The sequence below is a fragment of the Bacillus cereus group sp. MYBK14-1 genome (genome assembly GCF_051916885.1).
Taxonomy (GTDB): Bacteria; Bacillota; Bacilli; order Bacillales; family Bacillaceae_G; genus Bacillus_A; species Bacillus_A cereus.
This window is the reverse complement of record NZ_JBQAHM010000010.1, coordinates 45,323-58,028: the sequence shown is the minus strand read 5'-3', so window position 1 is coordinate 58,028 and position 12,706 is coordinate 45,323. Positions and strand designations below refer to the sequence as shown.

Genomic DNA, 12,706 nt, shown 5'->3' with positions numbered 1-12,706 from the left:
TTAAAAGAATTTTCATGCAATTTTGCATATTGTCTTTTAAATTTGTTATATAAGATATTTAATATATATCACATAACTCTTTATTTTTAATATTTCGACATAAAGTGAAACTTTAATCAGTGGGGGCTTTGTTCATCCCCCCACTGATTATTAATTGAACCAAGGGATAAAAAGATAGAGGGTCTGACCAGAAAACTGGAGGGCATGATTCTATAACAAAAAGCTTAATGTTTATAGAATTATGTCTTTTTATATAGGGAGGGTAGTAAACAGAGATTTGGACAAAAATGCACCGATTTATCTGAATTTTAAGTTTTATAAAGGGGAGAAATGGAATGAGAAGAAAAGCACCATTTAAAGTGTTGTCATCATTAGCAATTGCGGCAATTATCGGATGTACATCTGTAATGAGTGCTCCGTTAGCATATGCAGAAACGGTAGCAAAAGAGAAAGATAGTGTATCTACAACACCAATTGATTACAATTTAATTCAAGAAGATCGTTTAGCGGAAGCTCTGAAAGAAAGAGGAACAATTAATCCAGCATCTTCTAAAGAAGAGACGAAAAAAGCTGTTGAGCAATATATTGAAAAGAAACAAGGAGATCAGGCGAATAAAGAAATTCTTCCAGATGCTCACTCACAAGAAACATCTAATTTCACAAAAAAAGTAAAAGAGAAAAAGATGGAAGAAAAGGAAAATGTAAAAAAGGCTGAAAAAAATGTTAGCCTTGAGCAAAAGCCAGAACCAAATAAAAAGCAATTGAATGGGCAAGTTCCAACTTCAAAAGCAAAGCAAGCTCCATATAAGGGATCTGTTCGATCGGATAAAGTATTAGTGTTACTCGTTGAATTTAGTGATTATAAACATAATAATATTGATCAAACACCAGGTTATATGTATTCGAAAGACTTTAGTAGAGAACATTATCAAAAGATGTTGTTCGGTAATGAGCCGTATACTTTATTTGATGGTTCAAAAGTAAAAACGTTTAAACAATACTATGAAGAGCAGTCTGGTGGTAGTTATACGACAGATGGATATGTAACGGAGTGGCTAACTGTTCCAGGAAAAGCATCTGATTATGGAGCTGATGGTAGCAGTGGTCACGATAATAAAGGTCCAAAGGGTGCACGTGATTTAGTGAAAGAAGCTTTGCATGCAGCTGCTGAGAAAGGACTAGATTTATCTCAGTTTGATCAATTTGATAGATATGATACAAACGGGGACGGGAATCAAAATGAACCTGACGGTGTAATTGATCATTTAATGGTAATCCATGCTGGTGTTGGTCAAGAAGCTGGTGGCGGTAAATTAGGTGATGATGCGATCTGGTCACATCGTTCAAAATTAGCAGTAGATCCAGTAGCGATTGAAGGTACGAAATCAAAGGTAGATTACTTTGGTGGTAAAGTAGCAGCACATGATTACACAATTGAACCAGAAGATGGAGCTGTAGGTGTGTTTGCACATGAATTTGGACATGATCTTGGATTACCAGATGAATATGACACGAAATATACTGGAAATGGTTCACCAGTCGAAGCTTGGTCATTAATGAGTGGAGGTAGTTGGACAGGGAAAATCGCAGGAACAGAGCCGACTAGTTTTTCACCACAAAATAAAGACTTCTTACAAAAGAATATGGGTGGCAACTGGGCAAAAATATTAGAAGTAGATTACGATAAAATTAAGAGTGGTGTGGGAGTTCCTACCTATATTGATCAAAGTGTTACGAAATCAAATCGTCCAGGCGTTGTACGTGTTAACTTACCAGGTAAAAGTGTTGAAACGATTAAACCGGAGTTTGGAAAGCATGCATATTATAGTACAAGAGGCGATGATATGCATACAACGTTAGAGACACCATTCTTTGATTTAACAAAGGGAACAAATGCAAAATTCGATTATAAAGCAAATTATGAGTTAGAAGCAGAGTGCGATTTCGTCGAAGTACATGTAGTAACAGAAGATGGAACGAAAACATTAATTGATAGACTTGGGGAAAAAGTAGTCCAAGGAGATAAAGATACAACAGATGGGAAATGGATTGATAAATCATATGATTTAAGTCAATTTAAAGGCAAAAAAGTGAAACTACAATTCGACTATATTACAGATCCGGCTGTAACATATAAAGGTTTTGCGATGGACAATGTAAATGTAACTGTTGATGGACAAGTTGTATTTTCTGATGATGCAGAAGGACAGTCTAAAATGAATTTAAATGGTTTTGTTGTTTCTGATGGGACAGAGAAGAAAGCTCATTATTACTACTTAGAGTGGAGAAATTATGCGGGATCAGATAATGGTTTAAAAGCAGGAAAAGGTCCAGTGTATAATACAGGTCTTGTCGTTTGGTATGCAGATGATAGTTTCAAAGATAACTGGGTTGGGGTGCATCCAGGTGAAGGATTCCTTGGTGTTGTAGATTCTCATCCAGAAGCGCTAGTTGGTAATTTAAACGGAAAACCAGCATACGGTAATACAGGCATGCAAATTGCAGATGCAGCATTTTCATTTGATAAAACACCAGCATGGAGTGTAAATTCATTAACACGTGGTCAGTTTAACTATTCTGGATTACAAGGTGTTACAACTTTTGATGATTCAAAAGTATATAGTAACAAGCAAATTGCAGACGCAGGAAGAAAAGTTCCAAACCTTGGACTTAAATTCCAAGTTGTTGGACAGGCAGAAGATAAATCGGCAGGCGCTGTTTGGATTAAACGTTAATAACATAAAAGCACATTCTTCATATGAAGAGTGTGCTTTTTAATTTGTACAGTAAGTTATTATTTTAGTTTATCCCGCATTAACGGTCAGTAAGATCCCCACCTCAAAATTCAGTGGAAGTAAAGAAGTTAGTTGGGAGATCAACTGCCCGTAAAAGCCCGATTGGTTCAACTAATAATCAGTGGGGAGGAACAAAACCCCCACTGATTAAAGTTTCACTTTATGTAATACAAGTGTTTATTCATGTGTACTGTATCAAATTATGTGGGGAAAGGAAATATTTCCGAGGAAATTGTCGAAGTATCGTCAGTATTTATAAACTTTCTGTTTAAAAGAAGAGATGTATTATTGCCTTTACGGCTCAATTTATTTACATTGTTATTTGGTTATACACAAAAGTAATATATTGGGCAAAAAGAGTTCTATTCGATAGGGCTCTTTGGTTTTGTATTTGATATACAAATATTAACCTCGATTGTTTGGAAATGTATCTTCTTGTTTAGCGTCAGTTGGACTTTAACTGCAGTTTTTGTTTTTCGTTTATATGAAGAGCGAGATGAGCCATTACCTTTTATATTTAAATTAATTGGCATTATTCCAACGCTTCCATTGTATTATGGATTATATAAATATGCATTTTAAAAAAGACAACGATGGATTATCCCATCATTGTCTTTTTTACTTTGCTTCTTACATAAATCATCCCAGCAAATGTTAATAAAAATGCTGTCCCGATAATGAAGCTGATGCTAGGTGATGCTCCGATTGCGCCGACTGTAAAGGAGCCAGCAACAACTCCTAATGAGAAGAAGGCATAAAATAATCCGAATGCCTTTCCGCGATTATCGTCTGTAGTATTTTCAACAAGTAAAGCGTTAATAGACGGAAAGAGGATTGCGAATCCAATTCCATAAATCATCATTACGATAAAGAGCATACCTTTTGTAGCAAATAATCCGAGTAAAGATAATGCGAATGCCATAACTGCAATTCCGATTAGCATTAGTTTCGAACGATTAAATCGATCATAAATACGATTTGTTGGAAGCAAGAAGAAGAGGATAGCAGTTATACCAAATACACTTAACATCATGCCTGTTGTAGATGCTTTAAGCGCTAATGCCTCAACTTTTACTGGTAACATATAAGTGACAATTCCTTGTGAAAACATTAATGTGAAAGCACCAATATATGCTTGTAATAACGGTTCTGATTTTAAAAGTTCAACCATATCTTCTTTGTTCATCATTTGCGTTCTTGATGTATCTTTTCTTGATACGTTATTTGGTAAGAAGAATAGAGATACGATCGTACCAAGAGCCATTAAAATAGAAATAGTAATGAAGACCCACTCTACGCCAGCTGTTGCTTTCATAATACCGCTGAAAGCAGGTCCTACGATTGCGGCTGTTCCAACAGCAGCACCAGATAGAGCCATTGCTTTTCCTTGTCTTTTTGCATTTGTTTGTTTTGATAAAAATGTAAAGGCAGCAGGAATTAAAAAGCCATCACTAAATCCATGCATAAAGCGCACAACTAATAGTTGTTCACCACTTTGAACAACGGTGTATAACAAGACTATGAAACTCGTAATTCCCATGCTTATATAAAGGATTTTTTTTGCACCAAATTTATCGACAGCGGCTCCAGCAATAATATTACCGATCATATTAGCGAATGAGTACATACCGACAACTAGCCCGATAATAAGAGGAGTTCCTCCAAGGCTTTGAGCGAAAGTACTCATAATAGGTAATTGTGAAAATGTATCTAAAAATGCCACGATAACGATAAAGTAAATAAAATATTTCAAGCGATATTCACCTCTCCTATGCTATTATGGCACAATGCTAATTTCACCTGCAATGAAATTGAATTAACAGATGTGGAAAAAAGTACAAAGTGACAAAATATTGAACGTTATTTGTAAAAAATTAGTGGGGATGTGATTGTTTTTTTGAAATATATGGATAGAAGTATTATAATAGAATTGTAAACTTCACCAGGTTAAGTATATACATAGAGAGGGATGTATAAAATGAAAGCACTACTTTGGCATAATCAACGTGATGTACGAGTAGAAGAAGTACCAGAACCAACAGTAAAACCAGGAACAGTGAAAATCAAAGTTAAATGGTGTGGTATTTGTGGGACAGACTTGCATGAATATTTAGCAGGGCCTATTTTTATTCCAACAGAAGAACATCCATTAACACATGTGAAAGCACCTGTTATTTTAGGTCATGAGTTTAGTGGTGAGGTAATAGAGATTGGTGAAGGAGTTACATCTCATAAAGTGGGAGACCGCGTTGTTGTAGAGCCAATTTATTCTTGTGGTAAATGTGAAGCTTGTAAACATGGACATTACAATGTTTGTGAACAACTTGTTTTCCACGGTCTTGGCGGAGAAGGCGGCGGTTTCTCTGAATATACAGTAGTACCAGAAGATATGGTTCATCACATTCCAGATGAAATGACGTATGAACAAGGTGCGCTTGTAGAACCAGCAGCAGTAGCAGTTCATGCAGTACGTCAAAGTAAATTAAAAGAAGGGGAAGCTGTAGCGGTATTTGGTTGCGGTCCAATTGGACTTCTTGTTATCCAAGCAGCTAAAGCAGCAGGAGCAACTCCTGTTATTGCAGTTGAACTTTCTAAAGAACGTCAAGAGTTAGCGAAATTAGCAGGTGCGGATTATGTATTAAATCCAGCAACTCAAGATGTGTTAGCTGAAATTCGTAACTTAACAAATGGTTTAGGTGTAAATGTTAGCTTTGAAGTAACAGGTGTTGAAGTTGTACTACGCCAAGCGATTGAAAGTACAAGCTTCGAAGGACAAACTGTAATTGTTAGTGTATGGGAAAAAGACGCAACAATTACTCCAAATAACTTAGTATTAAAAGAAAAAGAAGTTATTGGTATTTTAGGATACCGTCACATCTTCCCAGCTGTTATTAAATTGATTAGCTCCGGTCAAATTCAAGCAGAGAAATTAATTACGAAAAAAATTACAGTGGATCAAGTTGTTGAAGAAGGATTTGAAGCACTTGTAAAAGATAAAACACAAGTGAAAATTCTTGTTTCACCTAAATAAGATAGAATCGAATAGAGTAGCCCTTTTCTAGAAATAGAAGAGGGCTACTTTTTTTCTATACTGAAAGGTGATAGACTTTCCTTTGACTCAATGTATTTTTGTTTGGAAGGGAGAATCTAATGCTTTCATTTTTATTAACTTTAAAGCGAATGTTAAGAGCCTGTTTACGAGCGTGGAAAGATAAAGAATTTCAAGTATTATTTGTATTAACAATTTTGACTTTAATATCGGGTACGATTTTTTATAGTACAGTTGAAGGATTACGTCCTATTGACGCTTTATATTTTAGTGTGGTCACGTTGACGACTGTCGGTGATGGGAATTTTAGTCCGCAAACTGATTTCGGAAAGATATTTACAATCTTATACATATTTATTGGGATTGGACTAGTGTTTGGATTTATTCATAAGTTAGCAGTTAATGTACAATTGCCAAGTATATTATCGAATAGAAAAAAAGAGTAAAGCATTCAGATGCTTTACTTTTTTTTTACATTAGTTTAGACAAGCCTTAATAATAGTTTATTAAAATGAAAGTGTATTCATTCATTATATTCACTGTGTATAAAGTTATAATGATATGAACATTTGCATATTTTAATTTAGTGATAGAAATTTCGTGAAAGGTGGGATATTCTAGTCATAGGTTAACCGGACGACATCATAGGATCCTAACAAAATGTTTACAATAATTCAATTATAAAATGGAGGATTTTATATGAAAAAGAAAGTACTTGCTTTAGCAGCAGCTATTACATTAGTTGCTCCATTACAAAGTGTTGCATTTGCTCATGAAAATGATGGGGCACAGAGATTTGGAGTTATTCCGCGCTGGTCTGCTGAAGATAAACATAAAGAAGGCGTGAATTCTCATTTATGGATTGTAAACCGTGCAATTGATATTATGTCTCGTAATACAACACTTGTAAAACAAGATCGAGTTGCACTATTAAATGAATGGCGTACTGAGTTAGAGAACGGTATTTATGCTGCTGACTATGAAAATCCTTATTATGATAATAGCACATTTGCTTCACATTTCTATGACCCTGACAATGGGAAAACTTATATTCCGTATGCAAAGCAAGCAAAGGAAACAGGAGCTAAATATTTTAAATTAGCTGGTGAGTCTTATAAAAATAAAGATATGAAACAAGCGTTCTTCTATTTAGGATTATCTCTTCATTATTTAGGGGATGTAAACCAACCGATGCATGCGGCAAACTTTACGAATCTATCGTATCCACAAGGATTCCATTCTAAATATGAAAACTTTGTAGATACGATAAAAGATAATTATAAAGTAACGGATGGAAATGGATATTGGAACTGGAAAGGTACGAATCCAGAAGATTGGATTCATGGAGCGGCAGTAGTTGCGAAACAAGATTACGCTGGCATTGTAAATGATAATACGAAAGATTGGTTCGTGAGAGCTGCTGTATCACAAGAATATGCAGATAAATGGCGTGCTGAAGTTACACCAATGACAGGTAAGCGTTTAATGGATGCACAACGTGTTACTGCTGGATATATTCAGCTTTGGTTTGATACGTACGGAAATCGTTAAGTATTTAAAAAAGGTCAAATCTCAGAATAGAGTATTTGGCCTTTTTATCACTATACAATACATGGAGGTATGAAACGTGAAAGGTAAATTGCTAAAAGGTGTACTTAGCTTAGGTGTTGGTTTAGGAGCTTTATATAGCGGAACGTCAGCTCAAGCAGAAGTGTCTACAAATCAAAATGATACATTAAAAGTGATGACGCATAATGTATATATGCTATCAACAAACTTATATCCGAACTGGGGACAAACTGAGCGTGCTGATTTAATCGGGGCGGCAGATTATATAAAGAATCAAGATGTAGTTATATTAAATGAAGTGTTTGATAATAGCGCTTCAGATCGTTTATTAGGGAATTTGAAGAAAGAATATCCAAATCAAACAGCAGTATTAGGTCGTAGTAGTGGAAGTGAATGGGATAAAACGTTAGGAAACTATTCATCTTCAACTCCTGAAGATGGTGGCGTTGCGATTGTGAGCAAATGGCCAATCGCTGAAAAGATTCAATATGTATTTGCAAAAGGATGCGGGCCAGATAATTTATCGAATAAAGGATTTGTATACACGAAAATTAAGAAAAATGATCGTTTCGTTCACGTGATTGGGACGCATTTGCAGGCTGAAGATAGTATGTGCGGAAAAACTTCACCAGCATCTGTACGTACGAACCAATTAAAAGAAATTCAAGATTTTATTAAAAATAAAAATATACCAAATAATGAGTATGTGTTAATTGGTGGTGATATGAACGTAAATAAGATAAATGCAGAGAACAATAATGATTCAGAGTATGCATCTATGTTTAAAACATTGAACGCTTCTGTACCATCTTATACTGGACATACAGCGACTTGGGATGCAACGACAAACAGTATTGCAAAATATAATTTCCCTGATAGTCCTGCCGAATATTTAGATTATATTATTGCAAGCAAAGACCATGCGAACCCATCGTATATAGAGAATAAGGTGTTACAGCCGAAATCTCCACAATGGACTGTTACATCATGGTTCCAAAAATATACGTATAATGATTACTCTGATCATTATCCAGTAGAGGCGACTATTTCTATGAAGTAGTTTCAAAAAGTTTCTTCGTAAAGAAGAAACTTTTTTTATTTGCAAACAGGAAAATCATACTTTCTTTCCAATATGTATAAGACATATTGGAAAGAGGAGAGAAAAATGTGGATCGAGGAATTTTTAAAGAAGTTCCATTACCGTGTGCATTTTTGGATGAAGTGGCTTTAGATAGAAATATTCAATCGATTATAGAGTTAAGTGGAAATAAGAAGATTCGTATAGCGAGTAAATCGTTACGTTCTGTTCCGATTATGCAAAAGATTTTAGCTGCAAATGATCGATTTCAAGGTATTATGTGCTTTTCACCTAGAGAGGTTTTATTTTTAATAGAACAAGGATTTAATGATTTATTGCTCGGATATCCTGCTTATGATGAAAGAGCTTTGTGTGAAATTAGTTTGCTAACAAAGAAAGGTTTCATTATAACTTGTATGGTGGATTGTGAAGAGCATATTGTGTATTTAGAAAAAATTGCTGAGAAATCTAAAGGATGTTTTCGTGTTTGTTTGGATATTGATATGAGTAGTCGTTTCTTTCAATTTCATTTTGGTGTACAAAGATCCCCAGTAAAAAATGTGCAGGATGCGTTGAAAGTAGTAGAAAAGGTGAGAAGGTCATCATATTTAATGTTAGATGGTGTGATGGGTTATGAAGCTCAAATTGCTGGGGTGGGAGACCATATACCGAATCAATGGCTGAAAAGTAAAGTGATTTCGTATTTAAAGCAGAAATCAGTGCTAGAAGTGAAAGAAAGAAGAGAACATATTGTAAAAGCAATACAAAAACTTGGTATTGAGCTAAGGTTTGTAAATGGAGGCGGAACAGGAAGCATAAAAACAACTGAGAAAGATAATTCAGTTTCAGAGATTACAATAGGTTCTGCTTTTTATTCTCCGAAGCTGTTTGATTATTATAAAGAGGTGAAATTTCATCCAGCGGTCGGATTTGCTTTACCAGTTGTGCGTAAACCAGTCCCGTTTATTTACACTTGCCTAGGTGGTGGATATATTGCTTCAGGAGCAGTTGGAAAAGATAAAGAGCCTGAAGTTTGGAGACCGAAGGGTGCAAAACTATTAGCTTTAGAAGGTGCTGGCGAGGTACAAACGCCAATTTTTTATAGCGGCGAGGAACGAGTGGATATAGGAGAGTCCATTTTGTTTCGTCATAGTAAGGCTGGTGAATTATGTGAGCGCTTTCCTTTTTTGTATCGTGTTAAAAAAGGAGAGATTGTTGGGGAGTATTCAACATATCGGGGGGATGGCCAATGCTTTCTATAAAGGGGAAAAAGTGGAGAAATTGGACAGGGAATGTAGAAGGAACGCCGCATTATACGATGTATCCAGAAAGTATACAAGATGTAGTAGAAGTTGTGGGGCTTGCGCGAAAAAAGGGAAAGAAAATTCGTGTTGTCGGTTCAGGACACTCGTTTACCCCCCTTGTGCAAACGGAAGAAGTTTTAGTTTCTTTAGATGAATTGAAGGGTATTGTGAATATTGATGCAGAGAAGATGGTTGCTGAAGTATGGGCAGGAACAAAGTTATATGATTTAGGGAAGTTACTTGAGGAAAAAGGCTATGCGCAAGAAAATTTAGGGGATATTGATTCACAATCTATTGCAGGAGCGATTAGTACGGGGACTCATGGAACGGGTATTACCTTTGGGAGTTTATCAACACAAGTTATAGAGATTACGGCAGTTTTATCTAATGGTGAGAGTATAGTTTGTTCGGAAACTGAGAACGTAGAATATTGGAGAGCGTTTCAGTTGTCACTTGGAATGTTAGGTATCATTGTAAAGATAAAATTAAAGGTTATTCCAGCGTATTCACTCGTTTATGAAAGTGAAAAACAGTCATTATCCACTGTAATGAACAAACTAGAAGAATATAAGAAGCATCGTCATTTTGAATTTTTCGTTTTTCCTTATTCTGATGAAGTACAAGTAAAACTTACGAACGAAACAACGAATACAGGCAGTGATTTGAAATGGCATAAATTAAAGGTGGAGTTACTTGAAAATAGGATGTTCTCTTTACTATCTAAAGGGTGTAAATGGTTTCCTTCTATAAGTAAAGGAGTGAGTCGATTATCAGCTAAAGCTGTACCAAACACAAAAATAATTGGCCCGAGCTATGAAGTATTTGCTACATCACGTACGGTACCATTTTATGAAATGGAGTATAGCATTCCTTCAAAGTATATGAGGACGGTTGTAGAAGAAATCTCAAATCTTATTGAAAAGAAAAAGTATAAGGTGCACTTCCCGATCGAATGCCGCTATGTGAAAGGTGATGATATATGGCTTAGTCCAGCCTATGGAAGAGATTCAGCGTATATCGCTGTTCATATGTATAAAGGTATGAAATATGCTGCTTACTTTGGCGAAGTGGAAAAAATTTTTCTGAAGTATGAAGGGCGTCCGCATTGGGGGAAAATGCATACATTATCGTATGAGCAATTACAAGATATATATCCAGAGTTTCATTCGTTTTTACAGGCGAGGAAGTCTCTAGATGAACTTGGAATGTTTTTTAATCCTTATGCAGAAAAGTTATTTATCCCGCTATTTGCCGGGCAGTAAGACCCCCACTGATTAAATTTTCACATTATGTATATAAAAAAGCTGACAAATAATTATTTGTCAGCTTTTTTTAGTGTAATTGCATTTCTTGTATGACTAATATGTTCATAAAATAGTAGTTTATCACGGCTAAATACATGCAGTAAAACATGAATAATGAATAGGCCGTTAATGATAAATAGGAATAACAATGTAACGAGTAATACTAAAGGTTCTGTATGATTTAACATAGAGCTACTAGAAAGAATATAATTGATTCCGCCTAACGCAAAATAAAATATACCGTAGCGAATAAATAGTTCTTTTAATGTAATACGATCTGATTTTCCTTTCAGATGAATGCGAAGCAATGCTTTCCCAATTGTTTTTCCATTTGTAAAGTATGGAATAAGAATAAAATAAATAAGGATTGAACACGTAATGAAAATGAGTTCATACATATTCGTGTAAGATTGCATATTAGAAACGAAGAAAGAATTTCCTTTGTTTTTAACGACAGGTACGACGATAGATAAGAAAATCCAATCAATTTGCATCGCGATAAGGCGACGAATGAATCCGACTGGTTTCGTTTCCAAATCAATATGACTATCTAACTCGTTTGTCTTCGGAAGGAAGTACGTAAATATTGGTGCAATGATAAAACCAATTACGCCACCTAATGTATTTAAAAACAAATCATCGATATCAAATAATCGGTATGCACAATTGTATATACCGTATAATCCAGTCACTTGTGTTAGCTCGAAAAATAGTGAAAGGAAAAAGGAAATGCAAATTGTTTGTAAGAAACTACGTCGGAAATAATAACGTAAGTAAATACCGAATGGAACAGTTAATAGAACATTAAATGCAACTTGTAAAAACGCAGACTCTTTTAATAAGTAGAAATAAGTAGCTGGTTTCGTTAAAACTGCCGATGTATGACTACTAATCTCTTGTATGAAATAAAATGGTGAGAGTTGCATGTGTTGTGTATTAGCTGGTTGTAGGCTACAAGTATCAAACGTTTGTGGTAACGGCAAAATAACAAGAAAATAGGCATTTAATAAGTAAAGTAATAATGAGTATAAAATAAATGAGCGCCATTTATTTAAATAACCGTATTTTCGATAATTAAATATTAAAAAAGGGATTAAAAGAAACATTGCTAAAAAGGGGAATAAAATAAATGCTGTTTTTACTGGAAATAAATATGCAGTCAAAGTAAAACTCCTTTCAATGAAAATTCGTTTATCATTATAGCGCTAAAAATATTTAAATACAAAGTTAAAATCTTTCGAAATAGAAATAATTACTAATTTTATAGGAATTAAGTTATAATAAATTTAATATGAGGATATTATGATTATGTAAGTTGAGAGAGGGTACAAGAGATGCGATATGAACTTTTTTCTGTAAGTGGGGATCATATTACGACTTTTGAAAGTGCATGGCGTTTTCAGGAGGGAGAACAGATTTTTGTTCATGATGATCAAACAAAAAGAAACTTTATTATTATTCGTCTGACGCATGATGTATTTCAACAAAATAAACATGTTATTCGTTTGTATTGTCAAGAGAAGAAAGTGTATGCATAAGAGAAGCCCTCTTACAGTATGAAAAGTAAGAGGGTCCTTATCTTGTTATTTGTGAACAGCCCGATTGAT

At 34.8% G+C, this 12,706-nt stretch carries 10 protein-coding genes and 1 pseudogene; 9 read left to right on the top strand and 2 right to left on the bottom strand.

Annotated elements, in window-relative coordinates; translation table 11 throughout:
- Nucleotides 1-335 precede the first annotated feature (335 nt).
- Together inhA2 and ACTFR3_RS22010 are read left to right on the top strand one after the other, a co-directional pair.
- A complete protein-coding gene (gene inhA2, locus ACTFR3_RS22015; protein WP_257115856.1) occupies nucleotides 336-2,735 on the top strand; it encodes a M6 family metalloprotease immune inhibitor InhA2 in 2,400 nt (799 codons plus the stop codon).
- Between the two features lie 429 nt (nucleotides 2,736-3,164).
- Nucleotides 3,165-3,377, top strand: a pseudogene (locus ACTFR3_RS22010) (hypothetical protein); the annotation flags it as partial.
- 16 nt (nucleotides 3,378-3,393) lie between these two features.
- Here ACTFR3_RS22010 and ACTFR3_RS22005 read toward each other — a convergent pair.
- Entirely contained in the window at nucleotides 3,394-4,548 is a 1,155-nt protein-coding gene (locus ACTFR3_RS22005; RefSeq protein ID WP_000873271.1) for an MFS transporter, read from the bottom strand.
- Nucleotides 4,549-4,773: 225 nt separating this feature from the next.
- On the opposite strand from ACTFR3_RS22005, the gene bdhA reads away from it, so the two are divergent.
- The 6 genes from bdhA (at nucleotide 4,774) to ACTFR3_RS21975 (ending at nucleotide 11,057) form a co-directional block, all read left to right on the top strand.
- On the top strand, nucleotides 4,774-5,826 hold the full coding sequence (bdhA, locus tag ACTFR3_RS22000; RefSeq protein ID WP_000645827.1) for a (R,R)-butanediol dehydrogenase: 1,053 nt from the start codon (nucleotides 4,774-4,776) through the stop codon (nucleotides 5,824-5,826).
- A gap of 119 nt (nucleotides 5,827-5,945) precedes the next feature.
- Complete coding sequence (locus tag ACTFR3_RS21995; RefSeq protein WP_000948210.1) at nucleotides 5,946-6,290, top strand: potassium channel family protein; 345 nt, start codon at nucleotides 5,946-5,948, stop codon at nucleotides 6,288-6,290.
- Between the two features lie 253 nt (nucleotides 6,291-6,543).
- Complete coding sequence (cerA, locus tag ACTFR3_RS21990) at nucleotides 6,544-7,395, top strand: phospholipase CerA (protein WP_000730995.1); 852 nt, start codon at nucleotides 6,544-6,546, stop codon at nucleotides 7,393-7,395.
- A gap of 76 nt (nucleotides 7,396-7,471) precedes the next feature.
- Nucleotides 7,472-8,473 carry a sphingomyelinase C gene (gene sph, locus ACTFR3_RS21985; protein ID WP_000676803.1) on the top strand — a complete coding sequence of 334 codons (1,002 nt, stop codon included), beginning with the start codon at nucleotides 7,472-7,474 and terminating at the stop codon, nucleotides 8,471-8,473.
- A gap of 107 nt (nucleotides 8,474-8,580) precedes the next feature.
- A complete protein-coding gene (locus tag ACTFR3_RS21980; protein WP_000373754.1) occupies nucleotides 8,581-9,753 on the top strand; it encodes an amino acid deaminase/aldolase in 1,173 nt (390 codons plus the stop codon).
- On the top strand, nucleotides 9,741-11,057 hold the full coding sequence (locus ACTFR3_RS21975) for a D-arabinono-1,4-lactone oxidase (protein ID WP_000948912.1): 1,317 nt from the start codon (nucleotides 9,741-9,743) through the stop codon (nucleotides 11,055-11,057). The genes ACTFR3_RS21980 and ACTFR3_RS21975 overlap by 13 nt, the downstream gene beginning before the upstream one ends.
- A 53-nt stretch (nucleotides 11,058-11,110) precedes the next feature.
- Here ACTFR3_RS21975 and ACTFR3_RS21970 read toward each other — a convergent pair whose 3' ends face one another.
- Nucleotides 11,111-12,262: a VanZ family protein gene (locus ACTFR3_RS21970; protein WP_000128025.1), complete on the bottom strand. Its 1,152-nt coding sequence runs from the start codon at nucleotides 12,260-12,262 to the stop codon at nucleotides 11,111-11,113.
- Nucleotides 12,263-12,433: 171 nt separating this feature from the next.
- Between ACTFR3_RS21970 and ACTFR3_RS21965 the strand changes: the two genes are divergently transcribed.
- A complete protein-coding gene (locus tag ACTFR3_RS21965) occupies nucleotides 12,434-12,637 on the top strand; it encodes a hypothetical protein (protein WP_001268332.1) in 204 nt (67 codons plus the stop codon).
- Nucleotides 12,638-12,706: the final 69 nt, after the last annotated feature.

Coding starts and splice junctions, on each gene's coding strand:
- bdhA (WP_000645827.1), top strand. CDS start 4,774: ATGAAAGCACTACTTTGGCATAATCAACGTGATGTACGAGTAGAAGAA.
- inhA2 (WP_257115856.1), top strand. CDS start 336: ATGAGAAGAAAAGCACCATTTAAAGTGTTGTCATCATTAGCAATTGCG.
- ACTFR3_RS21975 (WP_000948912.1), top strand. CDS start 9,741: ATGCTTTCTATAAAGGGGAAAAAGTGGAGAAATTGGACAGGGAATGTA.
- ACTFR3_RS21995 (WP_000948210.1), top strand. CDS start 5,946: ATGCTTTCATTTTTATTAACTTTAAAGCGAATGTTAAGAGCCTGTTTA.
- cerA (WP_000730995.1), top strand. CDS start 6,544: ATGAAAAAGAAAGTACTTGCTTTAGCAGCAGCTATTACATTAGTTGCT.
- ACTFR3_RS21965 (WP_001268332.1), top strand. CDS start 12,434: ATGCGATATGAACTTTTTTCTGTAAGTGGGGATCATATTACGACTTTT.